This window comes from Halomonas sp. E14, assembly GCF_052568415.1.
Genome location: NZ_CP199423.1, coordinates 2,267,884 through 2,292,953 on the forward strand (window position 1 = coordinate 2,267,884; position 25,070 = coordinate 2,292,953).

At 65.7% G+C, this 25,070-nt stretch carries 23 protein-coding genes; 7 read left to right on the top strand and 16 right to left on the bottom strand.

Features of this window, described 5'->3' with window-relative positions:
• Positions 1–11 precede the first annotated feature (11 nt).
• The 15 genes from trpA to leuC all read right to left on the bottom strand — a co-directional run bounded on the left by trpA (position 12) and on the right by leuC (position 15,748).
• The gene (gene trpA, locus ACT7B3_RS10610; RefSeq protein WP_445157918.1) at positions 12–827 is read right to left on the bottom strand and encodes a tryptophan synthase subunit alpha; all 816 of its coding nucleotides are present in this window, start codon (positions 825–827) and stop codon (positions 12–14) included.
• 9 nt (positions 828–836) lie between these two features.
• Complete coding sequence (gene trpB, locus ACT7B3_RS10615; protein ID WP_444677412.1) at positions 837–2,051, bottom strand: tryptophan synthase subunit beta; 1,215 nt, start codon at positions 2,049–2,051, stop codon at positions 837–839.
• Positions 2,052–2,115: 64 nt separating this feature from the next.
• Entirely contained in the window at positions 2,116–2,784 is a 669-nt protein-coding gene (locus tag ACT7B3_RS10620) for a phosphoribosylanthranilate isomerase (RefSeq protein WP_445157919.1), read from the bottom strand.
• A gap of 54 nt (positions 2,785–2,838) precedes the next feature.
• Positions 2,839–3,816 (bottom strand): hypothetical protein, encoded by a 978-nt coding sequence (locus tag ACT7B3_RS10625; RefSeq protein ID WP_445157920.1) that lies wholly within the window; start codon positions 3,814–3,816, stop codon positions 2,839–2,841.
• A 110-nt stretch (positions 3,817–3,926) separates the two neighbouring features.
• A complete protein-coding gene (locus ACT7B3_RS10630) occupies positions 3,927–4,289 on the bottom strand; it encodes a PqqD family protein (protein WP_444677409.1) in 363 nt (120 codons plus the stop codon).
• A 63-nt stretch (positions 4,290–4,352) separates the two neighbouring features.
• Positions 4,353–5,189 carry a phosphoribosyltransferase gene (locus ACT7B3_RS10635; protein ID WP_445157921.1) on the bottom strand — a complete coding sequence of 279 codons (837 nt, stop codon included), beginning with the start codon at positions 5,187–5,189 and terminating at the stop codon, positions 4,353–4,355.
• Between the two features lie 17 nt (positions 5,190–5,206).
• Positions 5,207–5,386 carry a hypothetical protein gene (locus tag ACT7B3_RS10640; RefSeq protein WP_445157922.1) on the bottom strand — a complete coding sequence of 60 codons (180 nt, stop codon included), beginning with the start codon at positions 5,384–5,386 and terminating at the stop codon, positions 5,207–5,209.
• A gap of 223 nt (positions 5,387–5,609) precedes the next feature.
• Positions 5,610–6,017 (bottom strand): asparagine synthase-related protein, encoded by a 408-nt coding sequence (locus tag ACT7B3_RS10645; protein ID WP_445157923.1) that lies wholly within the window; start codon positions 6,015–6,017, stop codon positions 5,610–5,612.
• A gap of 8 nt (positions 6,018–6,025) precedes the next feature.
• On the bottom strand, positions 6,026–7,522 hold the full coding sequence (locus tag ACT7B3_RS10650; protein ID WP_445157924.1) for an asparagine synthetase B family protein: 1,497 nt from the start codon (positions 7,520–7,522) through the stop codon (positions 6,026–6,028).
• A 186-nt stretch (positions 7,523–7,708) separates the two neighbouring features.
• Positions 7,709–8,638, bottom strand: coding sequence for a tRNA pseudouridine(38-40) synthase TruA (truA, locus tag ACT7B3_RS10655; protein ID WP_445157925.1), 930 nt, complete (start codon positions 8,636–8,638; stop codon positions 7,709–7,711).
• A gap of 7 nt (positions 8,639–8,645) precedes the next feature.
• On the bottom strand, positions 8,646–11,156 hold the full coding sequence (locus ACT7B3_RS10660; RefSeq protein WP_445157926.1) for a FimV/HubP family polar landmark protein: 2,511 nt from the start codon (positions 11,154–11,156) through the stop codon (positions 8,646–8,648).
• A gap of 183 nt (positions 11,157–11,339) precedes the next feature.
• Positions 11,340–12,452: an aspartate-semialdehyde dehydrogenase gene (asd, locus tag ACT7B3_RS10665; RefSeq protein WP_445157927.1), complete on the bottom strand. Its 1,113-nt coding sequence runs from the start codon at positions 12,450–12,452 to the stop codon at positions 11,340–11,342.
• 105 nt (positions 12,453–12,557) lie between these two features.
• On the bottom strand, positions 12,558–13,637 hold the full coding sequence (leuB, locus tag ACT7B3_RS10670) for a 3-isopropylmalate dehydrogenase (protein ID WP_445157928.1): 1,080 nt from the start codon (positions 13,635–13,637) through the stop codon (positions 12,558–12,560).
• 14 nt (positions 13,638–13,651) lie between these two features.
• A complete protein-coding gene (gene leuD / locus ACT7B3_RS10675) occupies positions 13,652–14,299 on the bottom strand; it encodes a 3-isopropylmalate dehydratase small subunit (RefSeq protein WP_445157929.1) in 648 nt (215 codons plus the stop codon).
• 3 nt (positions 14,300–14,302) lie between these two features.
• Positions 14,303–15,748: a 3-isopropylmalate dehydratase large subunit gene (gene leuC, locus ACT7B3_RS10680; RefSeq protein ID WP_445157930.1), complete on the bottom strand. Its 1,446-nt coding sequence runs from the start codon at positions 15,746–15,748 to the stop codon at positions 14,303–14,305.
• A 351-nt stretch (positions 15,749–16,099) separates the two neighbouring features.
• Here leuC and ACT7B3_RS10685 point away from each other — a divergent pair, with 351 nt between their 5' ends.
• The gene (locus ACT7B3_RS10685) at positions 16,100–16,990 is read left to right on the top strand and encodes a LysR family transcriptional regulator (protein WP_445157931.1); all 891 of its coding nucleotides are present in this window, start codon (positions 16,100–16,102) and stop codon (positions 16,988–16,990) included.
• A 90-nt stretch (positions 16,991–17,080) separates the two neighbouring features.
• Positions 17,081–18,385: a hypothetical protein gene (locus ACT7B3_RS10690; protein ID WP_445158870.1), complete on the top strand. Its 1,305-nt coding sequence runs from the start codon at positions 17,081–17,083 to the stop codon at positions 18,383–18,385.
• A 109-nt stretch (positions 18,386–18,494) separates the two neighbouring features.
• Here ACT7B3_RS10690 and ACT7B3_RS10695 read toward each other — a convergent pair whose 3' ends face one another.
• Entirely contained in the window at positions 18,495–19,010 is a 516-nt protein-coding gene (locus tag ACT7B3_RS10695; protein ID WP_086508751.1) for a zinc ribbon-containing protein, read from the bottom strand.
• A 206-nt stretch (positions 19,011–19,216) separates the two neighbouring features.
• Between ACT7B3_RS10695 and leuS the strand changes: the two genes are divergently transcribed.
• From leuS to ACT7B3_RS10720, 5 genes are all read left to right on the top strand, one after another.
• Positions 19,217–21,814, top strand: a complete 2,598-nt coding sequence (leuS, locus tag ACT7B3_RS10700) for a leucine--tRNA ligase (RefSeq protein ID WP_445157932.1) — start codon at positions 19,217–19,219, stop codon at positions 21,812–21,814.
• Between the two features lie 14 nt (positions 21,815–21,828).
• On the top strand, positions 21,829–22,320 hold the full coding sequence (locus ACT7B3_RS10705; protein WP_445157933.1) for an LPS-assembly lipoprotein LptE: 492 nt from the start codon (positions 21,829–21,831) through the stop codon (positions 22,318–22,320).
• 27 nt (positions 22,321–22,347) lie between these two features.
• Complete coding sequence (gene holA, locus ACT7B3_RS10710) at positions 22,348–23,406, top strand: DNA polymerase III subunit delta (RefSeq protein WP_445157934.1); 1,059 nt, start codon at positions 22,348–22,350, stop codon at positions 23,404–23,406.
• A 184-nt stretch (positions 23,407–23,590) separates the two neighbouring features.
• Complete coding sequence (locus tag ACT7B3_RS10715) at positions 23,591–23,983, top strand: PA2779 family protein (RefSeq protein WP_444677397.1); 393 nt, start codon at positions 23,591–23,593, stop codon at positions 23,981–23,983.
• 10 nt (positions 23,984–23,993) lie between these two features.
• Positions 23,994–24,968, top strand: a complete 975-nt coding sequence (locus ACT7B3_RS10720; RefSeq protein WP_445157935.1) for a PA2778 family cysteine peptidase — start codon at positions 23,994–23,996, stop codon at positions 24,966–24,968.
• The last annotated feature ends 102 nt before the right edge of the window (positions 24,969–25,070 follow it).

The following is a 25,070-nucleotide window of genomic DNA, read 5'->3' on the forward strand; positions in this document are numbered from 1 at the left end:
GTGGGCGAAGCTTAACGTGGTGGCAGCGCGTCCAGGGCCTGGCGCATCTCGCCCAGCACCGCCTTGAGCTCGTCGGCAATCACCTCGGGCCGCTCGGCGTTTTCGGCGATACGGCTGACCAGGGCACTGCCGACGATGACGCCATCGGCCACTTTGCCGACCTCGGCCGCCGAGGCCCCGTCGCGGATGCCGAAGCCGACGCACAGCGGCAAGGTGGTCAGCTCACGCAGGGGCGCAAGGTGCTCGGCCACATCTTCGGCATTGAGCGTCGCGGCGCCGGTCACGCCCTTGAGCGCCACGTAGTAGAGATAGCCTTCGCCGTGGGCGCATATTGTAGCGGCCCGCTCCTGCGAAGTGGTAGGGGCGACGAGAAAGATCGAGGCCAGGCCATGGCGTCTGAGCAGCGGGCCGAACTCGTCGGCTTCTTCCGGCGGCATGTCCACGGTCAGCACGCCGTCGACGCCCGCCGAGGCCGCCTGCTCGGCAAAAGCCTCGAAGCCGATGCGCTCGACGGGATTGAGATAGCCCATCAGCACGATGGGCGTCTCGCTGTCTTGGCGGCGGAACTCACGCACCATCTCGAACAGATGGGTCAGGCGTACGTCATGCTTGAGCGCACGCTCGCAGGCCTTCTGGATCACCGGGCCATCGGCCATGGGATCGGAGAACGGCACCCCCAGCTCGAGCACGTCGGCGCCCGCTTCCACCAACGCATGCAGGAAGCCGACGGTGTACTGCGGGGCCGGGTCGCCGGCGGTGAGATAGGGGATCAGCGCGCGTCGGCCCTGGGCCTTGAGCTCGGCGAAACGTTGGTCGATACGATTCATCTTGTCCCCTTAGATCTCGATGCCGTCGAGCTTGGCGACGGTGAGAATATCCTTGTCGCCGCGGCCGGAAAGGTTGACCACGATGTTCTGGTCGGGCCGCAGTGTCGGCGCCAGCTGCTTGGCATAGGCCAGGGCATGGGCGGACTCGAGCGCCGGCATGATGCCCTCGACCCGGGTCAGCTCACGAAACGCCTCGAGCACGGCATCGTCGTTGGCGGCCACGTACTGCACGCGTCCGACATCCTTCCACAGCGCGTGCTCCGGACCCACGCCCGGATAGTCCAGGCCCGCCGAGATGGAGTGGGTATGCGAGACCTGGCCGCCCTCGTCCGACATCAAATAGGTACGGTTGCCGTGCAGCACGCCACGCGGCGCGTTGGAGGTCAGCGGTGCTGCGTGACGGCCGGTATCGACGCCGTCGCCACCGGCCTCGACGCCGTACATGACGACATCGTCGTCTTCGACGAAGGGGTAGAACAGGCCCATGGCATTGGAGCCGCCGCCCACGCAGGCGATCAGCGCATCGGGCAGCTTGCCGAACTCCTCCAGCGACTGGCGGCGCGCCTCGCGGCCAACCACTGCGTTGAAGTCGCGCACCAGCATCGGGTACGGATGCGGGCCGGCCACGGTGCCAATGATATAGAAGGTATCGTCGACGTTGGTGACCCAGTCGCGCAGCGCCTCATTCATGGCGTCCTTGAGCGTGCGGGTGCCCGACTCCACCGGGATCACGTTGGCTCCGAGCAAGCGCATGCGATAGACGTTGAGCTTCTGGCGCTGCACGTCCTCGGCACCCATGTAGACATCGCACTTGAGCCCCAGCCGGGCCGCCACGGTGGCCGTGGCCACACCGTGCTGGCCCGCGCCAGTCTCGGCGATGACGCGCGGCTTGCCGCTCATCTTGGCCAGCAGCGCCTGGCCGATGGTGTTGTTCACCTTGTGCGCGCCAGTGTGGTTGAGGTCCTCGCGCTTGAGCCAGATCCGCGCCCCGCCGAGCTGCTTCGACCATCGCTCCGCATGATAGAGCGGAGAGGGACGGCCTACGTAATGGGCCAGGTCGTAGTCGAATTCGGCCTGAAAGTCCGGATCGTCGCGAAGACGCAGGTAGGTCTTCTCCAGATCGTCCAGGGCGAAGCTCAGGGTCTCCGAGACGAACCGGCCGCCGTAGGGGCCGAAATGGCCGCGGGCATCCGGCAGTCGGGTCAGGTCGCTGAACTTGCTCACTAAAGACACCTCACAGGGTCGCCATAAGGGACAGGGATTGGGTCGGGCTTGAGCAACGTGGCATTCAGCCCAGGCGCTTGCGATCGGCCTGGGTCACTGCCGCAGCGAAGGCCGCCAGGTGGCGGGGGTCCTTGCGGCCCGGTTCGGCTTCGACGCCGCCGGAAACATCCACCGCGAAGGGTGACACGCGCTCGACGGCATCGGCCACGTTGTCCGGGGTCAGCCCACCGGCGAGAATAACAGGTTTTTTCAGGCTTGCGGGGATTCGCGACCAGTCGAAGGTTTCCCCGGTTCCACCCGGCACGCCGGGCCGGTAAGCGTCCAGCAACAGCGCCTGAGCACCCGCGTAGGCTTCGGCGGCAGCGGCCAGGTCGAGGTCGTCGCGCATGCGCAGCGCCTTGATCCAGGGGCGGTCGAAACCGGCACAGAAGTCCGGGGACTCGTCACCGTGGAACTGCAGCAGGTCGAGATGGTGGCAGACGCTGCGGATTTGCTCGGCAGGCTGATCGACGAACAGGCCCACCCGGGTGACGAAGGCGGGCACGTTAGCGACCAGGTCCGCCAGACGCGACACATCGACGTGGCGGCGACTGCCGGGCCAGAGCACGAAGCCCAGCGCGTCGGCACCGACGGATACCGCTTCGATTACATCCTGGGTGTTGGTCAGTCCGCAGAACTTGATGCGCGTACGCGCCTGAGCATGGGGCGTTACATGGCGATCAAACAGGCTCATCGACTACCTCAAAGCGCTCTCCCGCGCCGGGCACGCACGGAAACGTCGTCCTGATTACGCCGTCTGTCGGTCGCTGGCCTCGGTTGCGGCCAGATCGGCCGCAATGGCCCGGTGCACGGCAGGCAGATATTCGTAGCCGCTAGGGTACCATAAGCGCCTGACCGCCACAGAACGCGTGATGCGTGCCACGAGATGAAAACGGCTGGCCTTGAGGTCGTTCTCGACACCCTTCGGCGTCGGCCCAAGCAGGGCACAGTCGGCGTGGGAGCCGAGCGTATTGGCCAGAAAGGCATGACGGATCAGCTGGATCATGGCTTCGCCTGCCGGCACCGGTTCGATTCTCACTCGTGTGCCCTCCCCCGCCTCCGAGCCTGGTAGATAGCGCTGCAACAGGTAGATGCAGGCGACCGGCAGGGAGGTCGAGACAACCCGGCCCACCCTATCGGCCGGCACGCTGAGCTTGGCAAAGGAAGGGTGCACCAGCGGAAAGTTTTCAGCTTCGGCCTTGGCCACGAAACGCGCGATCTGTTCGGGGGTCAGCTTCATCTGAGGAAATCCATGGCGACACATAACCTTGCCGTCCTGCCAGGCCAAGGCTGAGATATCGTCGGCCAGCAGCGGAAACCCCGCCTTCACCAGCGACGTCACCATGGTGCTCTTGCCTCCGGTGCGATCCGCGGCGAACAGCACCGCCTTGTCGCCCTGCCTTACCGCCCCGGCATGCAGCGCCGCCATGCCACAAAGCTCGAGGTAATAAGCCATCACATGCCCAAGCAGGCAGATCTCGACCATGAATTCCAGCTCGGGGTCGTGCAGCTCGCAGCGGATTACGCCGGTGCTCAGCCAGAAATCCGCGATACGCGGGAAGCGCATGACCACACCCGTCGCGGTGGCATACCCTTGCACGCTGCTCTCTCCATGGTGGTTCACCGCCGCGCTCTGGAACAGGCACGCAGCGGCATCGAATTCCTGCACCTGCGGCGACACAACCAGTTGAAAGCGCAAATCGACATCGCTGCCGAGCGGGGCCACCGTCATGGGGGTACGGAAGCGGTATGTCGTTCCAGGCAGAAACCGAAAAGAACATAGCGATAGGGAGGCATGGACGCCACGCTCCTTGCTGAGCAACAGAAGTGGGTAGTTTAACGGTATGACAACAGGCCGCCCTTCTCGAGCTCTGCCACGAAGGCGGCAAGGTCATGGCGCAAGGTAGACGCATCGACATCATAGCGGGCCAGCAGCGCTGACTGGGCACTCTCCAGCGTGCCGTGCGCCAGCACGCAGCGCCACATCTCGGCCGCCGAGCCCTCCAACCGCAGGCAGGCAGCGGAGGCATCCGGCTCGACGGGGAAGCGAGCCAGCGCAATGGCATCGTCGACCTCGCGCCACAGCACCCGCGGCGCTTCCCGAATCGGCCCCAGCCCCTGCTCCATGAGGGTTGTAAGCCCAACCGCCCCACCCTTCGGCTGCTCGCTCAGCCGCTCGGCTTCCTGCCTGCGATTCAAGGAGAGCGATGGCGGTAGCAGATTCCAGCTGGCCCGATAGCAGCCCGCCTCCTTGTCCCAGAACTATGACTGCGGCTCGCACCAGGCGAAGGCGACATACTCCGTGATGCCCAGCCATGCGCCTGCCTCGCCGATGCGCGCCCTGCGCCGCTCGAGCCACTGCGGATAGGACTGGCCAAAGCGCTCCGGCGCCACATCGCGCAGATCCACCGCATTGAGGCAGGCCTCCACCCCGGGTTCGGCACGGGCAATCGCCTCGCACAGCCCGGGCGGGGCAAACAGGGGACAGAAGATCACGGAGTCAAGCCCACGGCTTCTCAGGAACTGGCGAAAACGCACGCCGGACAACGCGCAATCATCGACCACCACCCAGGTTCGCCTTTCGCCGTCATCGAAAAGATCGCCGGGCAGGCCGATCTGCTCGTGTCGCAGTCCAAGGCAATAGGAGAGCATGCCCAGCACGATCCAGCCGCCGCGCGGAATGGCCGTGAAGCGAAACTCGGCAAGCGCATCACGTCCGTAACGCGCCAACAGCTTGGCGGCGAGCCTCTCGGCCGCCTTTTCTGCTTCGGCGTAGTTTACGTAACGGTGATTCTGGATGACATCGGTGAGTTCTGCGGAGAGGTTGCCCAGCAGCATTCTTTGGCGCGGGCTGAAGCGGCCGAATGCCGCCAGCATAGGTGCCGGGTCGGCACGCGCCACAAGGCGCACTTCATCGAATTCGCTCCACAGCGAATTGGCCTCGAGTCCGTGGCAAAGGGTCTCGAGCGCAGCTTTGGCATCAGGTTGACGCGTAAAGGACAATAACGACTCGGTACTCTTGCGGGAACAGACCTGCTTCTCGGCGCCATTGTCGGCATCGAGAAGCAGGAAGGCATCAACCTGAAGTTGCCAGGTCATGACCTTGCTTCAGCGGCTTAGCGATTCAGACCCGGAGGGTTGATGCTGCCACTGTCATTGCCTTCAGCATCGCCGGGCAGCACATCACCACCGGGGCGTGTCTGGCCCACCAGGGTAATGTCTTCCACCGCCCCCCAACGGGTGACCTGCGGTGCGCGATACTCACGACGCTTGCTAGACTGGGTATTAATGTCCATATATCTACCCCCGTCTGTTCAGCTGATCCACTGAACACATGACTTTGAATACGGCCATGAATAACCGTACCGAGCTCTGGCATTTAACCATGCACGCATATGCAGGGTCGCTGCCATTGCTCGCAAACTATCTTTATTACCAGAGGCAGACAATATGGATTAAGTACGAATCGGTGGCATGAAATCCGGCAGGACTTTTGTGCACACTAGTAATGAGACAGACTCATCCCCAGTACCGACGAAGCCAAATTTCAAGCGACAAGGTAGGCCACAGATCGAAGATCGTTTCTTCGCCACGCACGTAGCGTTCGAAGCGCGCGCGCAGGGCCGGTTCGTCGATATAGCCGAGCTCTCCGCAACGGCTGTTGGTAAGCAGATCGAGCACCTTGGCGTGCGCCTTGCGCCGCAGCGCATCGACATAAAGGCCTTCGGGTGACACCTTGCGGATCGATCGAATCGCCTCATCGGACATCACGCCTTTCATCGCACGACGCGCAATGCGTTTCGCCTCCAATACGTTGCCCACAAGGTGCTGCGGGCAGGCTAGGATGAAGTCGACGAGCCGACGGTCGCTCCAGGGATCGGCCAGGCCGACGCCGTGCCGCGAGGTAATCCGCTCGGCATATCCCACGCCGCGAGTCACCAGCGGTGATGTGATATGGATGTAGCGGTCGCGCGCTGCATAGCGTGGCCATGCCTGGGAAGCCGCAAAGCGCGGCTCCACCGCCGGCAGTCCCACCCGATCCAGGAAGCGGGATGACACATGACGTTCGGCATGCCGTGAGGGTGCCGTTGTTGATACCGGGCCACCCGCCGCGCCATACAGGGGGGCATGCGTTCAGCCTGGTAACGGCCCTTCAGCAGGTCGTAGGTCAAGGGACGCAGCAAGAAGCGGCCCACGGCCTGGCGCCGATCCAGCCCTTGGATCCTGGCCAGCCGCGCCAGCACCCGACGCGCCTCGCGCAGATTTCCCCCAAACAGCAGCCCGGGTACGTCCTCGACGCTGCCACCGCAGATCACATCGCCACGGAAGCCGTAGAACATGCTGCTCACCCCATCTTTCAACGCCGCCGACAGCGACATCTCCATGAAGGGCTGGAACATAGAGAAGAAGGGGTCGTCTTCATGCGGCCTGTTGAGCGCATCGTCCACCAGGGGGTAGGTCTGCTCCGCCGGAATCTCCGAGACCGGGATACGGTAGTGGTCGGCCACCTTATAGATGGTCTCGCTCTCGTCGCATTCCGCCAGCGCTTCGGGAAACACCCAGCTGTAGGCACGCATGGAGGGCAGCGACTCGTTTTGCTGGCGTAGCCAGCCCGCCACTGAAGCTACGCTGGTGGAGTCGACGCCACCGCTCAGGCTGACGCCGACGGGATCGCGTGCCCGAAGGCGTGCCCTGACCGAGGTCTTCAGCAGCTCCTGCAGATGGGCGGCGTAGTCTCGCTCGTCACGGTAGCGTAGGCGATGGTGCGGATCGGGCTGCCAGAACAGGCGGCGGCTTACGGCAGCCGAGGCCTCGATCACAACCTCCTCGCCGGGGCGAACCTCCTCGAGGCCGTCGTAGAAGACCTCTCCCTGCGGGGTCTGCATGCAGCACAGGTGCCAGGCTACGGCCCGCTCGTTAAGGCGGCGCGGCACGCCGGAGACGGCGAGGATCTGCTGAATTTCGCTGGCGAAGAGGATGCGCCGCGCTTCCACACGATAATAGAGCGGACGCAATCCCATGGCGTCTCTGGCAAGGCGCAGCTGCCGATGCTTGGCATCCCAAAGGGCATAGGCGAAGTCGCCCAGCAGGCGACCCGGGCCTTGCTCCCGAGCGCCGACCAGCGCCGACAGCATCAGTTCGGAATCGGTGGATCCCTCGGACCGGCCAGAGAGGGCCTCGCATTCGGCCCGATTGTCGAGGCGAGCATCCGCCATGAACAACAGGCCATGCCGCTCGTCGCGAACCAGGTGGCAGGCACCGCTACCGTCAGGCGTGACATCGAGGGAAAGGCAGGCCAACCCAAGCGGGCCGTCGAGGTATCTTTCGATACCATCCGGGCCTCGGTACGCCGCTCGCTCCACCATCCGGTCGAGCTCTTCGCGCTCGACCGGCTTACCATCCAACTGAATGATGCCGCAAATTCCGCTCATGGTAGGCCATCCCTCCTGCCTGACACTGTGCACACGAGAGCGATGGCATCGCCAAGCAGGTTCCCTCCCCGCTTCTTTACGGCGCGATGCCATCTCGTTATCCATGACAAATAAACCACGTCACCGAGACGCACACAAACTAGCAGAAAGAATCGCAATGCCACGTAGGGCTACATAGTGTGGCTTTCAGCGGTTAACGGTAGGTGCAGCCGATTCGGCAGTCGGCCTGCCGCGGCGGAACTCCACCATCGGGCAGTCGGGAAGGGGGCGCTCGCCTGTCCATTCGCCGCGAAAAGCCAGCAGGTTCGGTCCCAAGGGCTCCTGCGGAAGCCCCCAGGCCTCTTCGTAGAGCGAGTCGACGAAATGCAGCCCGCAAGCAGGCGCCGTGACATCGGAAAGTGTCCGGTCCTTCAAGGCCAGCAGGTCGGCCAGGTAGCCATCACCCTGCTCGCCTCGCCCCACCGTGACCAGGGCGCCGACGATATTGCGCACCATGTGATGCAGGAAGGCGTTGCCCTGCACGTCAACCACCACCAGTGGCCCGTGCCGCTGCACCTCGATGAAGTGCAGATGCCGCCAAGGGGTTTTCGACTGGCAGCCGGCCGCACGGAAACTGGAAAAGTCGTGCTCGCCCACCAGCGCCTGAGCGGCGCGATGCATGGCGTCCGCATCCAACGGATCGCGACACCAGGTCACGTTGGCTCGCTCCAGCACCGGCCGGCTCGGCTGATTGAGGATGAGGTAGCGGTAGCGGCGTGCCAGCGCCTTGAACCGTGCATGGAAATCGTCGGGCACCTCGCGTACCCAGCGTACTGCCACGTCACGCGCCAGATTGGCGTTGACGCCGAACACCCAGGCCTTCTGAGAGCGCGGCACGGGCGCATCGAAGTGGACCACCTGGCGAGTGGCATGGACGCCGGAGTCGGTTCGACCGCTGGCGTGTACCGTGATCGGCTGGCTGGCCACCTTGGCAAGGGCGCGCTCCAGTTCTGCCTGGACCGAGGCGGTGTGCTTAAGACGCTGCCAGCCGCAGTAGGCGCTGCCGTCGTATTCCACCCCCATGGCCAGGCGGCCAAGCAAGGGGCGGCGATCATCAAGAAGTCGAAACAGGGTCATGCCATCATCAAAGCCGATAGAGTGTGATCAGCGCCTGAGCTTCGTCACGCAGGCGTGCGTCCTTGGCCCCGGCAAGCAAGCGCTGCAACAGCGTTCGAGCGCGCGCCATTTCGCCACTCTCCAGCAGGCGCCGTGCGTCGGCGAGGTCGGCCCAGGGAGAGGGCTCGGCAGGGGCCGCGCCATTATCCCGGTCAAGCGGCGGGAAGGCCACCTCCTCGACTTCCCACACTGCCTCCTCGGCTGGCGCACCGACTGGTGCCCGGAACGCGTTGTTTCGGGGGCTCTCATCACGGGGAAATTCGATGCTCGGCTGCATCGGGGTTTCCACCCGTGGCGCTGGCTCAGGCCCCAAGGTGGGAGGCCTGTAGTCGATCACATCCCAGGCGATCGGCTCGCTCTGCGAGGGCGGTTCGACGACGTTCTCGCCATCGGCCAGCGTCTCGCGCTGCTCGATACCAGCTTCCTTTGGCGCTTCCGCGGGAGCAGTCGCGTCGTCCATGGGCTTCTCCGCGACGGCCGGGCAGGTCGCAGCCTCCTCCTTCGTTGCCCCCACTGGGGCTGTCGCGTCGTCTATGGGCTTCTCCGCGACGGCTGGGCAGGTCGCCCCCCCCTCCTTCGGCGCTTCCACGGGGGCTGTCGGGTCGTCCAAGGACCGCGTCGAGGCAGCACCCGCGCTAGCACCGGCCTCCTTGGCAGCGCCGCGCTTGGCCAGCAAGCGCGCTGCCTCGGCCATAAGGGCGGGGTCACCCGTCTCGCCGAGCCGCTGCATTTGCTGCTCGGCCGTTTGCCAATCTCCCTGCTCCAGCACGAGGGTCAGTAGCTTCAGCCGAAGGTCGTGGCGACCGGGCTCGGTCGCCAGGTTGGCTTCCAGCAGCGCCTTGGCTTCATCATGGCGCCCATAGGCCATGAAGATGTCGACTTCGCTGATCGCCTCCGCCTGCGGCACGGCGGCCTGGGCTGGCACCTCGCTGTCAGCCGCTGTCACGCTCATGCCCGGGGGCGTGTAGGGAGGGCGGTTCGTCACGGCGACCGTACCGCCCGGCATGGCTGTCGCCAGCGAATCGCCCATCACCGGGGGCAAGGTGGTATAGGCGGCCAGGGGACCTGCCTGGGCCGTGCGGCGCCGGCGCACCCAGAGCCAAAGACCGAGCAGCGCGGCAAGGCCCGCTCCGCCCAGCACCAGGCTTCGCTCCTCGGCCGCCTGATAGGCACTGCCCCACCAGGGGGTATCCGCCGGTGGGGTCGGCGACAAGCCACCCGGCCCGGCGGCATCCGCGCCTGCTCCCCCGGCCAACAGCAGGGCAAGCTGCTCGCGCATCGCCTCCATCTGCTCACGCAAACCACCCAGCTCCTGCTGCAGCGCATCGCGCTCGACACGCACCTCTGCCAGAGCATCCTGGCTGGCCTGCCAGCGGCGCTCCAGCTCGGCGAGGCGCTGCTCTTCCGCCGACAGCGCCTGCTCTTCCACCGGCAGGGTTGGCTCTTGCTCCACAGCGGCTTGCTCAGCCAGGTCGGTGGCGGGTGCCGGCGCGGCTTCGCCCTCGGCGGCCAGCTCGGCATCGCTGAGCAGGGTCAGGCGCGGTTCCGGCTCAGGCTGCACAAGCTGAGGGGCATCGCCAGGCGCTGCTTGCGAGGCTGCCGTTCCAGTATCCGGCGCGGGCGGCACCGCCTCCACGGTTCCTGGCGCCGCGCTGGCCATCGCCACGGCCGACGTGGCCCCGCCAAGGGGAACGCTCACAGGCGCCCCTCGGCCACGCTGTGCCCAAGCCTGGTTCATGGCCAGCACGATCTCGCGGGACTCCTGGGCAGTGCGCGCCGCGATGGCTTCACGAGAGGGAACGTTCAGCGCAAAGCCCGCCCGCATGGCGTTGATGTTGCCCGAGGGAAAGACCTCAGGATTAGCCTCGACCAAGGCGATCATCATCTGGTCCATGCTGATGCCGCTATCGGGGCGCAGTCGTGTGGCCACGTTCCAGAGCGTATCGCCGCTTGCCACCCAGGCAGTCCCCGTTGGTGTCCTTGCAGCGGCGCCCACCGGTCGAGACGACGGGCTGGAGGCCACCGTCGTAGGCCTTGGCGGGACCGAGACCGAGACAGGTGCCTGTACCAGCACCGGAAGTTGATCGTAGCCTGGCGGGTCGAGCAGCAGCGTCACTTCACGAAGCTGCTGTCCGCCAGGCCAGTCGAAGCGCAGCAGCAGATCCAGCCAGGGCTCGGTGATGGCGCCTTCACTGGCCAGTTCTACTCGCCACTGCCCCTGGGCCTGGTTGACCGCAGTGCGAATACCTGTCACCAGCGGGGTGCGCACCAGGCCTGCCGCCTCGAAGTCCCGTGCGCTGGCCATGGAAACACGCAGCAGGCCCGGTTCCAGGCCCACGGTATCGGTAAGAGGGATGACGGCGTGCAGCGGCATCTGCAGCGTTGAACGCACCTCGACCTCCCCCACCCCAAGCGCCTGCGCCGCAGGGCTTAGCGACGCCGTGGCATACAGCATGGCGATCGTCAGCTTGCGTCTCATTGGGTTCCCTTGCTCCGCCACCCGAGGGGTAGCCGTTCAGTAATTCTTGTCATCCATGCCGGGCCTGGACAACCCAGCCATATGTCTTAGCGGTATACCATACCTCGCCTGAGTTCAAGCATAAGAAAACGGGGCATCCTAAAAGGATGCCCCGGACTTCACGTATTTTCTTGCTAGCCGCGATTACTGTTCGCGCAGGATCTTCAGCATACGCTTGAGGGGTTCCGCTGCACCCCACAGCAGCTGGTCGCCTGAGGTGAACGCGGAGAGATATTCATTACCCATGTTCAGCTTGCGCAGGCGGCCCACCGGAATGCTCAGGGTGCCCGTGACGACCGAAGGTGTCAGGCCGGCAATGGTGGCTTCCTTGTCATTGGGAATCACCTTGACCCACTCGTTGTGCTTGGCGATGCGCTCTTCGATCTCATCCAGCGGAACGTCTTTCTTGAGCTTGATGGTGAAGGCCTGGCTGTGCGAACGCATGGCGCCGATACGCACGCAGAGGCCGTCGATCGGAATCGGATTGCCCTGGATGCCGAGGATCTTGTTGGTCTCGACGCTGCCCTTCCACTCCTCGCGGCTCTGGCCGTTGTCGAGCTTGGTATCGATCCAGGGCAGCAGGCTGCCGGCGAGCGGCGCAGTGAAGTTGTCGACCGGGAAGTCGCCGCTGCGCATGGCCTGGGTGACCCTGCGGTCGATATCCAGAATGGCGCTGGCCGGGTCGTTAAGCTCATCGGCCACGCTGTCACGCAGCGCGCCCATCTGCAGCAGCAGCTCGCGCATGTGCTTGGCGCCAGAGCCGGAGGCGGCCTGATAGGTCATGGAGGTCATCCATTCGATCAGGTCGGCTTCGAACAGGCCGCCGAGCCCCATCAGCATCAGGCTGACGGTGCAGTTTCCGCCGACGAAGGTCTTGGCACCACGCGCCAGCTGCTCGTCGATGACGCGACGGTTGACCGGGTCGAGAATGATGGTCGCCTCGTCCTCCATGCGCAGGGTGCTGGCGGCATCGATCCAGTAGCCCTTCCAGCCGCTCTGGCGCAGGTCACCATATACCTGCTTGGTGTAGTCACCGCCCTGGCAGGTGATCACGATATCCAAGGCCTTGAGCGCGTCAAGGTCAGTGGCATCCTTGAGTGGAGGCACGTCCACGCCGATGTCGGGGCCGGCCTGGCCGACCTGGGAGGTGGTGAAGAAGATCGGCTCGATGCCGTCGAAATCCCCGTCCTCCTGCATGCGCTGCATGAGTACCGAGCCCACCATGCCGCGCCAACCGACGAAACCGACTTTCAACATGTGAAGTCCTCCTGAAAAGAATGAGGCCAATAGTATACATGACCCGGGCCCACCTCGCAGGCGGGCCCGGGCCGGGGGTTGTGACAACGGGTCAAGGAGCAGGCATCAACGCGACTCGAAGGCCGCCAGCACGGCATCGCCCATTTCCCGCGTGGACACGGTACGCGTGCCTTCGGAGGCAATATCCGCGGTGCGCAGGCCGTCGTCCAGCACTTTCCCCACGGCGTCTTCGATACGCTGGGCAAGCTCGGGCTCGGAGAGCGAATAGCGCAGCATCATCGCCACCGAGAGGATGGTCGCCAGCGGGTTGGCGATGCCTTTGCCGGCGATGTCCGGTGCGCTGCCGTGGCACGGCTCGTACATGCCCTGGCCGCTCTCGTTGAGCGAGGCCGAGGGCAGCATGCCGATGGAGCCGGTGAGCATGGCCGCGGCGTCGGAGAGGATGTCGCCGAACATGTTGCCGGTGACCATCACGTCGAACTGCTTGGGCGCGCGCACCAGCTGCATGGCGGCGTTGTCGACGTACATGTGCGAGAGCTCGACGTCGGGGTACTCCGGCGCCAGCCGCTCCATCACCTCGCGCCACAGGATGGTGACCTCGAGCACGTTGGCCTTGTCGACGCTGCACAGGCGCTTGCCGCGCTTCTGCGCCAGCTCGAAGGCGACCCGGCCGATGCGCTCGATCTCGCTCTCTGAGTAGACGTAGGTGTTGAAACCGACGCGCTGGCCGTCGCGCACCTCGATGCCGCGGGGCTGGCCGAAGTAGATGCCGCCGGTGAGCTCGCGCACGATCATGATGTCGAGGCCCGCCACCAGCTCGGGCTTGAGGCTGGAGGCGCTGGCCAGCTGTGGGTAGGTGATGGCCGGGCGCAGGTTGGCGAACAGGCCGAGGTTCTTGCGCAGGCCGAGCAGGCCCTTCTCGGGACGCTTGGCGAGGTCCTCGAGCTTGTCCCACTTGGGTCCGCCCACGGCGCCGAGCAGGATGGCATCGGCGGCCTTGGCCTTGTCCAGGGTCACGGCGGGCAGCGGCTCGCCGTGTTCGTCATAGGCGGCTCCGCCGACCAGCCCTTCCTCGATCTCAACGTCGAGGCCGTGGGCCTGGCAGGCAGCGAGGATGCGGCTGGCCTCGGCGGTGATCTCGGGGCCGATGCCGTCACCCGGCAGTACCAGAATCTTGCGTGTCATCGTTGCTTCCTTGTTCAAGCGGTATCGCGAAACAGCCACGGCCGGGCCTGGCGATGCTTCACCTCGAAGGCGCGAATGGCGTCCTCGTCCTGCAGCGTGATGCCGATGTCATCGAGCCCCTCGAGCAGACAGTGCTTGCGGAAGGCGTCGACCTCGAACTCGAGGATCTCACCCGCGGGGGTGATCACCCGCTGGTTCTCCAGGTCCACGTCCAGGCGGTAGCCTTCGCTGGCTTCCACCTCGCGGAACAGCCGGTCGATGACATCCTCGGGCAGGGTGATCAGCAACAGGCCGTTCTTGAAGGCGTTGTTGTAGAAGATGTCGGCAAAGCTCGGTGCGATCACCACGCGGAAGCCGAAGTCCTCCAATGCCCAGGGAGCGTGCTCGCGGGAGCTGCCGCAGCCGAAGTTGCGCCGTGCGAGCAGCACGCTGGCGCCCTGGTAGCGCGGCTGGTTGAGCACGAAATCCGGGTTGAGCGGACGCTGCGAGCAGTCCTGTCCGGGCTGCCCCTCGTCGAGGTAGCGCAGCTCGTCGAACAGGTTGACGCCGAAGCCGGTGCGCTTGATCGACTTGAGGAATTGCTTGGGAATGATCAGGTCGGTGTCGACGTTGGCCCGGTCGAGCGGCGCGACGAGCCCTTCGGTGCGTTCGAACTTTCTCATGGCTCAGGCCTCCTCTGCGACGGGCTGGGCGTCGAAGCTGCGTACATCGACGAAATGACCGGCGATGGCGGCGGCGGCGGCCATCGCCGGGCTGACCAGATGGGTGCGCCCGCCGTAGCCCTGGCGCCCCTCGAAGTTGCGGTTCGAGGTAGAGGCGCAGTGCTCGCCGGCACCGAGCTTGTCGGCGTTCATCGCCAGGCACATGGAGCAGCCCGGCTCGCGCCACTCGAAGCCCGCCTCGATGAAGATCTTGTCGAGCCCCTCGGCCTCGGCCTGGCGCTTCACCAGGCCGGAACCCGGCACCACCATGGCCAGCTTGATGGAGTCGGCGACCTTCTTGCCACGGGCGACCTTGGCCGCCTCGCGCAGGTCCTCGATGCGCGAGTTGGTGCAGGAGCCGATGAAGACCTTGTCCAGCCTGATGTCGCTGATCTTCTGCTTGGGCGCGAGGCCCATGTACTCCAGCGCACGGGTGTAGCCGCGCTTGACGGTCTCGTCGTCCTGCTCGGCCGGGTCGGGTACCTCGCCGGAGATGCCGGTGACCATCTCGGGGCTGGTGCCCCAGCTCACCTGGGGTTCGATCGCGGCGGCATCCAAAGTGACCACCTTGTCGAACTCGGCGTCCGCATCGGACACCAGGTTGCGCCAGTCCGCCACGGCGGCCTGCCACTGCTCGCCCTTCGGCGCGAAGGGGCGCTCGGCAAGGTACTCGATGGTGGTGTCGTCCACCGCGATCAGGCCGACCCGGGCGCCCGCTTCGATGGCCATGTTGCACACGGTCATGCGGCCTTCCATGGAGAGGTCGCGGATGGCGCTGCCGGCGAACTCGATGGCGTAGCCGGTGCCGCCGGCGGTGCCGATCTTGCCGATGATGGCCAGTACCACGTCCTTGGCGGTGACGCCGGTACCGAGCTTGCCCTCGACGCGCACCTGCATGTTCTTCATCTTCTGCGCCAGCAGGCACTGCGTGGCGAGCACGTGTTCCACCTCGGAGGTGCCGATGCCGTGGGCCAGCGCGCCGAAGGCGCCATGAGTGGCGGTATGGGAGTCGCCGCAGACCACGGTCATGCCCGGCAGGGTGGCGCCCTGCTCCGGCCCCACCACGTGGACGATGCCCTGGCGCGGGTCGTTGATCTTGAACTCTTCGATGCCGAACTCGACGCAGTTGTCGTCAAGCGTCTGCACCTGGATCAGCGACACCGGATCCTTGATGCCGGCGTTACCCTCGGCACGTTCCTTCACCGTGGTCGGCACGTTGTGGTCCGGCGTGGCCAGGTTGGCATCGAGACGCCACGGCTTGCGCCCGGCCAGACGCAGCCCCTCGAAGGCCTGCGGCGAGGTCACTTCGTGCAGCAACTGGCGGTCGATGTAGATCAGTGCGGTGCCGTCGTCGCGCTCCTTCACCAGGTGCTGCGACCACAGCTTGTCGTAAAGCGTCTGGCCTGCCATATCGTTCTCCCGGGCTCTGTGGCCCTTTTGCCTGTCCGGTCTAGGGAAAGATTCCCCAAGGTTCGCCGATCTCGTACGTTTTGCCTCAAATGGCCATTGCAGCAGGACTCGCCGAAGGGCGCCGGGGACAGGTCGGAGAGGAGGTCATTTGCCATGGATGGCAAATGTAGCGTCCAGGGATGGATTCACAGCGCCTCCTCGAAGACCTTGTCGCCGGCAAAGCCCCGACATGCCAAGGCTACTTCTTTCCTGCATCGCCATGGCCGAGTGATTGCAGTCTTGCGCGGCTCGCCCATAAAATCAATTCATGTTATTTATTTATTGGATTCCATAAAGGAATACAAACGAGAGATGGATACCCAAAGCCTGCAAGCCTTCCTCGCCGTGGCCGACAGCGGCAGCTTCTCCCGCGCCGCGGAGCAGCTGCACCTGACCCAGCCGGCGGTTTCCAAGCGCATCGCCACCCTGGAAGACCAGATCGGCGCGCGGCTGTTCGACCGCATCGGCCGCCGCGTCACCCTTACCGAAGCCGGTCGGGTGCTGCTGCCCCGCGCCCGGCAAATCCTCGTCATGGTGGACGACAGCCGGCGTGCGCTGACCAATCTCGAAGGCCAGGTGGCCGGCAGCCTGACGCTTGCCACCAGTCACCATATCGGCCTGCACCGCCTGCCGCCGCTGCTCAAGGCCTACACCCAGGCCCACCCCGAGGTACGCATGGACCTGCGCTTCCTCGACTCGGAGCTGGCCTATCAAGGGGTGCTGGACGGTGAGCTGGAGCTGGCCGTGGTAACCCTGGCGCCACATCCCGACCCGCAGCTCGACGTGGTGCCGGTGTGGCTGGATCGCATGTGTTTCGTCTGCGCCCACGACCATCCGCTGGCCGGGCATGGGCGGCTTACGCTGCATGAGCTGTGCACCTTCGATGCCGTGCTCCCCGGACCGCTGACCTTCACCCGTACGCTGATCGAGTCGCGCTTCGCCGCTGCCGGCCTGACCCTGCCCGTGGCGCTGGCCACCAACTATCTCGAAACGCTCAAGATGATGACCGCCATCGGCCTGGGCTGGAGCCTGCTGCCGGAGCGAATGGTGGCGGGAGAGCTGCACGAGCTGGACGTGGAGCACCCGCCCATCCATCGCTCGCTGGGCTACCTGGTGCACCGAAGCCGCACGCTCTCCAACGCCGCACGAGCGATGCTCTCCCTGCTGGAGGAGGCGCGTGACGCGGCGAGTCGCGGGGGATAGGAAGATATTGTTAGACTGCTCACAAAGCAGGCACACCGTCCCGACTCGCCGGAGCCCAGAGCCATCGTGTCCCCACCCGACTCGTCACCGATGCCCTTGCGCCATGCCCTGGCAGGCGTACTGATCCTGGTCGGGCTGGTACAGCAGATACTCGCCTTCGGCGGGATCGTGCTGCTGCCGCATGGGGTCGGCTATGCCCTGTGGCTGGCCACGCTGCTGCTGTGGCGCGACATTCCCCGGCGTACCCGCTGGCAGGCCGGGGCGCTGGCCGTCATCGGGCTGGGCTTGCTGATCGTCTCACGCTGGCACTACGGCGCGCCGGTCGCCTGGCCGACGATCACCAGCGGCAATACCTATGTGGTGGCAATGTTGGTTGGGGTCAGCTTCATCGGCCTGATCGGCAACCGCAGCGGCTCGTCGCGCCCCCTGGGCCGGCCGGTCACCGGCCGCCGAGGCACTGCCGGCACCTGGCTCGGCGTGCACCTGCTCGGCACCATCCTCAATCTGTCGACGGTGTTCATGATCGGTGACCGCCTGGCCCGCCGCGCCCCGCTGAGCACGCCCCAACTGCTGGCGCTCAATCGCGGCCTCTCCAGCGCCGCGCTGTGGTCGCCCTTCTTCGCCTCCATGGGCGTGGTGATGACGCTGGCGCCGGGCATGGAGTATTCACGCATCCTCGCCATCGGCCTGCCCCTGGCGCTTGTCAGCGGGGCACTCACCACGTTCGAGCTGTCGCGCCGCTTCGACCTGGCCGAGGTGGCGGGCTTCTCGCTCTCCCCACGCAGCCTGCTGATGCCGGTGGCCATGGCCGGCCTGGTGATGCTGTTCCATTTCCAGCTGACGCCTGAGCTCGGCATCGTCAGCATCATCACCTTCCTGCTGCCGGCGGTGGCGCTGGCCAGCAACCTGCCCGCCGGGCCGCGCTGGACCTGGCACCGGGTGCACCAGCACAGCCTGACACGGCTGCCGGCGATGCGCGGCGAGATCGCCCTGTTTCTCTCGGCGGGTTTGCTGACGCTGGGCCTCTCCACCCTGGTGGCCGCCGCTACCGGCAGCGAGTGGCGGCTGTTCGCCCATTTTGGCGCGCTCCAGGCCGTGATCAGCTTTCTAGCCATCGTCCTCAGCGCCGTGGCCGGCCTGCACCCGATCATCGGCGTCTCGGTGCTGGCCTCGATGCTGGATCTGCGCGGCAGCGAACCGACCCTGTTCGCCTTTACGGCGCTGGCCTCCTGGGCCGTGGGCACCTCGGTGGGGCCGCTGTCGGGCATCAACCTGTCGCTGCAGGGGCGTTACGGCATCAGCGGCTATCGCATGATGCGTCTCAACCTGGGCTATGCCCTGGTGCTCAGCGCGCTGGTGGTGGGGGCCATCATGCTGCTCGACGCCTGGCTGTGACAGGCCTGGCCGAACGGCAGCGAGGAAGCGCGGACCGGCAGCTGCCGGCCCGCAGCGTCGGACGGACTATATCGGACGGACTATGTCGCACAAGACATGTCAGACGGGGCTATTGCGACACACGGTAGAAGTAGCGATGGCCGCACTGGTGACAGGGCTCGATACGGGTCACGCCTTCGAGGTCGACCACCGCGTCGCAGTGCACGCAGGCCATGCGCCCGGGAGCAGCCACCTCGCCCTCGCAGTAGTCGGCCCGGGCGGCCTCCAGATCCTCCTTGAGCCGCTCGTTGTCGACGATGCTGCGGTCGGCAATGGAGAACAGCGAGTCCACCACCTTGCGCGAGAGCTGGTCGAGATCGATGCCCAGCCAGGCGGCCACGCCACGCCCGCCAGCCCGCAGGTAGCGGCGCATGTCGATCAGGTCGCGCTCGACCCAGGCACGCAGCAGAGCCAGTTCGTCCTTGGTGAACTCCTCGAGTTCGGCCTCGAACTCGACGGCCTCGTCCAGCTCTTGCTGCAGGTTCTCCCAGGTCAGGTCGTCGGCGCCCTCACGCAGCCGTGCCAGCATACGCTCGTAGCCTTCGCGCAGCCGATGTTCGCGATGGGAGTCGGGACGTTCGCTCATGGTCATCTCCTCGAACCGGTTTCGGCATGGGCCGGGCATGGCCGGGCATGCCCTACTGGGGTATCCTTGGTTACCATTTAGACGCCATCCCGCCGTCAGTTCAACGTTTTATCGTACGGCTGCCGATCGGGAATGACGCCGGACAATTTCTGCGCACCCGCACGGCACGGCCGTGCCCGTACACTCTAAGGTCATTGCGAAAGCCGATGGACGCACAGTACAAGCCCTTCGAAATCGAACGCGACGCCCAGCAGTTCTGGGACCGGAACCAGTGCTTCAAGGCGGTGGAAGACGCCAACCGCGAGAAGTTCTATTGCCTGTCGATGTTCCCCTACCCCAGCGGCAAGCTGCACATGGGGCACGTGCGCAACTACACCATCGGCGACGTGGTCTCGCGCTTCCAGCGCATGCAGGGCAAGAACGTGATGCAGCCCATGGGCTGGGACGCCTTCGGCATGCCGGCCGAGAACGCGGCGATCCAGAACCGGGTGCCGCCGGCCAAGTGGACCTACGACAACATCGATTACATGCGCAACCAGCTCAAGGCGCTGGGTTTCGCCTACGACTGGAGCCGCGAGTTCGCCACCTGCGACACCAGCTACTACCGCTGGGAGCAGTGGTTCTTCGCCAAGCTGGTGGAGAAGGGGCTGGTCTACAAGAAGATGTCCACCGTCAACTGGGATCCGGTGGACCAGACCGTGCTGGCCAACGAGCAGGTCATCGAGGGGCGCGGCTGGCGCTCGGGTGCGCTGGTGGAGCGCAAGGAGATCCCGCTGTGGTTCCTGCGCATCACCGACTACGCCGATGAGCTGCTCGCGGATCTCGACAAGATCGAGTGGCCGGAGCAGGTCAAGACCATGCAGCGCAACTGGATCGGCAAGTCGCGCGGCGTGGAGCTCACGTTCGACATCAAGACGGTGGACGGTGGCGCGGCCGAGCCGCTGTCGGTCTACACCACCCGCCCCGACACGCTGCTGGGGGTGACCTACGTGGCGGTGGCGGCCGGTCATCCGCTGGCCAAGGCCGCGGCCGAGAGCAACCCCGAGCTGGCCGCCTTCTGCGAGGAGTGCGCCCAGGGCGGCACCTCGGAGGCGGAGATGGCCACCAAGGAGAAGCGCGGCATGGCCACCGGCCATGTGGCCGTGCACCCGCTGACCGGCCGCGAGGTGCCCGTCTACGTGGCCAACTTCGTGCTGATGGAGTTCGGTACCGGCGCGGTGATGGCCGTTCCCGGCCATGACCAGCGCGACTGGGAGTTCGCCACCAAGTACGGCCTGCCCATCGAGGCGGTCATTGCCGACGAGTGCGGCCAGGCGCCGGATCTCTCGCAAGGTGCCTACGTGGAGTATGGCCGGCTGATCAACTCCGGCGAGTTCGACGGCCTCGACTTCGATGCCGCCTTCGAGACCATCGCCGGCAGGCTCGCCGAACTGGGTCGCGGCGAGGTGAAGACCAACTACCGCCTGCGCGACTGGGGCGTGGCCCGTCAGCGCTACTGGGGCGCGCCAATTCCGGTCAAGTACGGCCCCGAAGGCCAGACCGTGCCGCTCTCCGACGAGGAGCTGCCCGTCGCCCTGCCCATGGAGGTCACCGTCGACGCTTCCGGCTCGCCGCTCAAGCGCATGCCCGAGTTCTACGAGCTGGGCGACGGCTGGGTGCGCGAGACCGACACCTTCGATACCTTCATGGAGTCGTCCTGGTACTTCGCCCGCTTCTGCTGTGCCGACAACCAGGATGCGATGCTCGACGAGCGTGCCGACTACTGGCTGCCGGTGGATCTCTACATCGGCGGTATCGAGCACGCCATCCTGCACCTGCTCTACGCGCGCTTCTTCACCAAGCTGATGCGCGACCTGGGCCTGGTCAAGGTCGACGAGCCGTTCCAGCGCCTGCTCACCCAGGGCATGGTGATCGCCGAGACCTTCTACCGCACGACACCGAACGGCGGCAAGGCGTGGTTCAACCCCGCCGACGTGGAGGTCAAGCGCGACGACAAGGGCCGCCCGGTCAGCGCCGTGCTCATCAGTGACGGCCAGCCGGTGGAGATGGGCGGCATCGAGAAGATGTCGAAGTCGAAGAACAATGGCGTCGACCCGCAGTCGATGATCGACCGCTTCGGCGCCGACACCGTGCGCCTGTTCATGATGTTCGCCGCTCCGCCCGAGCAGTCGCTGGAGTGGTCCGACTCCGGGGTCGAGGGCGCCAGCCGCTTCCTCAAGCGCCTGTGGCGCATTGTTTTTGAACACATCGAGGCCGAGCACCTCGAGGCCGGCCAGCCGGGGGCGCTGGACACCGCTGCGCTAAACGACGCCCAGCGTGAACTGCGCCGCAAGACTCACGAGACGATCAAGAAGGCCAGCGACGACATCGGCCGGCGCACCACCTTCAACACCGCCATCGCGGCGGTGATGGAGCTCTCCAACGCGCTCGGCAAGTTCGACGATACCTCACCCCTGGGGCTGGCCGTGGCCCGCGAGGCCGTGGAAGCCTGTGTGCTGCTGCTCGCCCCGATCACGCCCCACGCCTGCCATGCGCTGTGGCGCGAGCTGGGCCATGCCGAGCCCGCCATCGACGCGACCTGGCCCAAGGTCGACGAATCGGCGCTGGCCCGCGACACCCTCGAGCTCGTCGTGCAGGTCAACGGTAAGCTGCGCGCCCGTATCGAAGTGGCCGCCGACGCGCCCAAGGAGGCCATCGAGGCCGACGCCTTCGCCGCCGAGAACGTGCAGCGCCATATCGAGGGCAAGACGGTGCGCAAGGTGATCGTGGTGCCAGGCAAGCTGGTCAATATCGTCGTCGGGTAAGCAAGGAGCGGCACATGCAGCGACGCACTTTCCTCGGCCTGTTCCTGGCCACCGCAGGCAGCCTCAGCCTTGCCGGCTGCGGCTTTCGCCTGCGCGGCTGGGAGACGCAGGAGGCCATCATCGATGAGCTTGGCGTGGCCGGGAGCGACAGCGAACTGGCACGCCAACTGGTCGCAAGGCTGGCCTCGGCCGGCACCCGGGTACATGACCAGGCCCCCCTGGTGGTCAACCTGGGGCCCGAGGAGTACCAGGAGCGTCAACTGGGCGTTCTCGATCGCGGCCCCCGGGAAATGGAAGCTGTGCTGCGTGTCCCCTTCTCGGTTCAGCGCCGCCGCGATGGCGCTTATGCCCTAGCGCAGCAGCAAGCGCAGGCCGAAGTGCGCTTCGTGCTCAACGATGACAACCTGCTCGGCCACGACGAGCTGCGCGAGGAGGTGCGTCAGGAACTACGACGCGACCTGGTGCGCCAGTTGGTCGAGCGCTTGCGAGCCTTGGACAATGGCTGAGCCAGTCGAATCGCGGCGGTCACCGCGGTGAAGGTGTTTGCCGACAAGCTGCCCGAGGCGCTGGCCAAGAAGCTGCCGCCGGTGGTGATCGTGGCCGGCGAGGAACCGCTGCAGCACATGGAGGCGTGCGACAGCGTACGCGCCGCCGCCCGCGAGCGGGGCATCGAGGAGCGCGAGATCCTGCATGTGGAAGGCAACTTCGCCTGGGGCCGGCTGCATGAGTCGGCGGCCAGCCTGTCGCTGTTCGCCTCGAGCAAGCTGATCGAACTGCGGCTAGGCAGCCAAAGCCTTGGCCAGGAGGGCGCCAAGGCGTTGAAAGAGTACGCCGACACACCTGGCAACCGCGACAACGTACTGCTGGTGAGCATGGGCAAGCTCGATTATCGCCAGCAGAAGAGCGCCTGGTTCCAGGCGCTCGACAAGCTCGGGCTGTTCGTGCCGGTATGGCCGGTGGACGTTTCGCGGCTGGGCTTCTGGCTGCGCGACCGTGCCGAACGACACGGGCTGACTCTCGACCTCGACGCCGCCCGCCTGCTGGGCGAGCGCACCGAGGGCAACCTGCTGGCGGCCGACCAGGAGCTACAGAAACTTGCCCTGCTGCTGCCCCAGGGAGCCCGCGTCGGCCCCGCACAGATTACCGGGGGGGTCGAAGACAGCGCCCGCTATGACGTCTTCACGCTGGCGGACGCGTGCCTGAAGGGCGAACGCAGCCGCGTGTCGCGCATCCTGCAGGGGCTGCGCGGCGAAGGCGTCGAGGTACCCATCATCCTGTGGGCGCTGACCCGGGAGCTGCGCACCTTGCTCTCGCTGCACCAGCACCTCGAACAGGGACAGAGCTTCGAGCACGCCTGCAAGGCTCAGAAGCCGGCCATCTTCGACAAGCGGCGCCCCGCCTACCAGCAGGCCGTGGCGCGTCTGCCCACCCGGCGGCTGCACAAGCTGCTGCTGTTTGCCCAGCGCCTGGACCTGGCCATCAAGGGGGCCGGCAGCGTCCCCCCCTGGGAAGGCGTACACGATTTGGCGCTGACTCTCGCCGGGGGACGCGGCCTTCTCGCCGAAATGTCGCTCTCCTACCGCGTGGGCTGAGCGGTCCACGCAACGAAGCGAATTTCAGCAATCCGCGGCGTGGAATGCAACGGCATGAAACCTCGCACCAAATTTGCTTATACTAATAAGGCATCGCTGAGCAAGGTCACTGCCGTCTCACTCATCACGAGCGGGCATGCGTCACCGCCGGAAGCTCGAGTCCCAAAAAAGAAGGAATTTAGCCATGACTTCACTGCGCCGCATTCTTACGCCTTTTCTTATCCTTGCCTTGGTGCTGGGCAGCCTCACGGCAGTAGCCGCCCCCTCCCCAGGCACTTCGCTGATCAGCACCCAGGCGGCGCTTAGCGCCGAGCGCCAGAACGCCGACCGTGAGCGCATCCAGGAGATCCTGTCACGCACCGAGGTGCAGGAACAGCTTATCGCCCAAGGCGTCGACCTGGCCGAAGTGGACGCACGCGTAGCGGCCCTGACCGACGAAGAAGCTCGCCTGATGGCGGAACAGCTCGAACAGCTTCCCGCTGGGGCCAGCGTCGTCGGCGCTCTGTTGGTCGTCTTCATCGTGCTGCTGGTGACCGACATCCTCGGGCTGACCAACGTATTCCCCTTCACGCGCTGACCATGTTCCCATGACGCAACAACCCACCTGGCTACACACCAACGCCCGCCTTGCGGGCGTTGTTCTGTTGACGCTGCTGATGCTGGCGGGATGCGCCATGTCGCCGCGCCTGGCCGAAACGACAACGCAGGCGATCCCCCCGCAGCGACTGATTCAGGACGTACCGTTTCATGCGCAACGTGACTTCCAGTGCGGCCCCGCCTCCCTGGCAATGGTGCTGAATCATGCGGACATCGACGTCGCCGTTGAAACCTTGATCCCTCAGGTGTTCATACCGGGTCGCGAGGGTAGCGTTCAGCCCGAGATGCTAGCCGCCACCCGGCGCCATGGGCGCATACCCTTTGTGCTGGACAATACCTTCGATGCCCTGCTGACCGAACTTGCCACCGGGCACCCGGTGGTGGTGATGCAGAATCTCTCGCTGCCGGCCTGGCCGATGTGGCACTACGCCGTTGCCATCGGCTATGACCTGCCGACCAGTACGATGACGCTGCACAGCGGCGAGGAAGCCCAGCGCCAAGAGTCATTCCGACGCTTCGATGCCACCTGGGCGCGCAGCGATCGTTGGGCCTTCGTCGCACTGCCTCCTGGCACGCTGCCTCAAGGCATCCGTGAATACCGCGCCATGGAAGCGATTGCCGCCTACGAACAGGTTCAGGGCCCGCAGGCCACTCTGCCAGCCTGGCAGGCGCTGGTGAAGCGCTTCCCGGCCTCGGCCATGGGTCATTTTGCGCTTGGCAACGCCTTGCACCAGGCCGGTAACAGCGAGCGCGCCATCGTTGCCTTTCGCGATGCCACGCGCCAGCGCGACGACCTCGCAGTGGCCTGGCTGAACCTTGGGCTGCTGTTGAAGGAACAAGGCGAACGCGGTGAGGCACGCCAGGCGCTGGCCAAGGCCGCCGCCTTGCCAGGGGCGTGGCAGACGCAGGCGCAGCACGCCCTGGATGAGCTGCTGGTCCCTGGCCTCCCACCTGCGCCACCTTGACCTGACGTTATCCGTTCAAGCCAACCCGGAACGCCCCGGCGCAAGGGCGCCTGAAACTGCTGGCGGGCGGGGCTCCACGCCCTGCCCGCCCCCAGCAACACC

What these genes read in the sequence shown, in the direction of transcription:
- ACT7B3_RS10690 (WP_445158870.1), top strand. Translation starts at nt 17,081, where the DNA reads ATGCCCTTGCGCCATGCCCTGGCAGGCGTACTGATCCTGGTCGGGCTG.
- ACT7B3_RS10660 (WP_445157926.1), bottom strand. Translation starts at nt 11,156, where the DNA reads ATGAGACGCAAGCTGACGATCGCCATGCTGTATGCCACGGCGTCGCTA.
- trpA (WP_445157918.1), bottom strand. Translation starts at nt 827, where the DNA reads ATGAATCGTATCGACCAACGTTTCGCCGAGCTCAAGGCCCAGGGCCGA.
- ACT7B3_RS10705 (WP_445157933.1), top strand. Translation starts at nt 21,829, where the DNA reads ATGCAGCGACGCACTTTCCTCGGCCTGTTCCTGGCCACCGCAGGCAGC.
- ACT7B3_RS10720 (WP_445157935.1), top strand. Translation starts at nt 23,994, where the DNA reads ATGACGCAACAACCCACCTGGCTACACACCAACGCCCGCCTTGCGGGC.
- ACT7B3_RS10715 (WP_444677397.1), top strand. Translation starts at nt 23,591, where the DNA reads ATGACTTCACTGCGCCGCATTCTTACGCCTTTTCTTATCCTTGCCTTG.
- leuC (WP_445157930.1), bottom strand. Translation starts at nt 15,748, where the DNA reads ATGGCAGGCCAGACGCTTTACGACAAGCTGTGGTCGCAGCACCTGGTG.
- ACT7B3_RS10695 (WP_086508751.1), bottom strand. Translation starts at nt 19,010, where the DNA reads ATGAGCGAACGTCCCGACTCCCATCGCGAACATCGGCTGCGCGAAGGC.
- truA (WP_445157925.1), bottom strand. Translation starts at nt 8,638, where the DNA reads ATGACCCTGTTTCGACTTCTTGATGATCGCCGCCCCTTGCTTGGCCGC.
- ACT7B3_RS10620 (WP_445157919.1), bottom strand. Translation starts at nt 2,784, where the DNA reads ATGAGCCTGTTTGATCGCCATGTAACGCCCCATGCTCAGGCGCGTACG.
- ACT7B3_RS10685 (WP_445157931.1), top strand. Translation starts at nt 16,100, where the DNA reads ATGGATACCCAAAGCCTGCAAGCCTTCCTCGCCGTGGCCGACAGCGGC.
- leuB (WP_445157928.1), bottom strand. Translation starts at nt 13,637, where the DNA reads ATGACACGCAAGATTCTGGTACTGCCGGGTGACGGCATCGGCCCCGAG.
- ACT7B3_RS10640 (WP_445157922.1), bottom strand. Translation starts at nt 5,386, where the DNA reads ATGGACATTAATACCCAGTCTAGCAAGCGTCGTGAGTATCGCGCACCG.
- ACT7B3_RS10650 (WP_445157924.1), bottom strand. Translation starts at nt 7,522, where the DNA reads ATGAGCGGAATTTGCGGCATCATTCAGTTGGATGGTAAGCCGGTCGAG.
- asd (WP_445157927.1), bottom strand. Translation starts at nt 12,452, where the DNA reads ATGTTGAAAGTCGGTTTCGTCGGTTGGCGCGGCATGGTGGGCTCGGTA.
- leuS (WP_445157932.1), top strand. Translation starts at nt 19,217, where the DNA reads ATGGACGCACAGTACAAGCCCTTCGAAATCGAACGCGACGCCCAGCAG.
- ACT7B3_RS10635 (WP_445157921.1), bottom strand. Translation starts at nt 5,189, where the DNA reads ATGACCTGGCAACTTCAGGTTGATGCCTTCCTGCTTCTCGATGCCGAC.
- leuD (WP_445157929.1), bottom strand. Translation starts at nt 14,299, where the DNA reads ATGAGAAAGTTCGAACGCACCGAAGGGCTCGTCGCGCCGCTCGACCGG.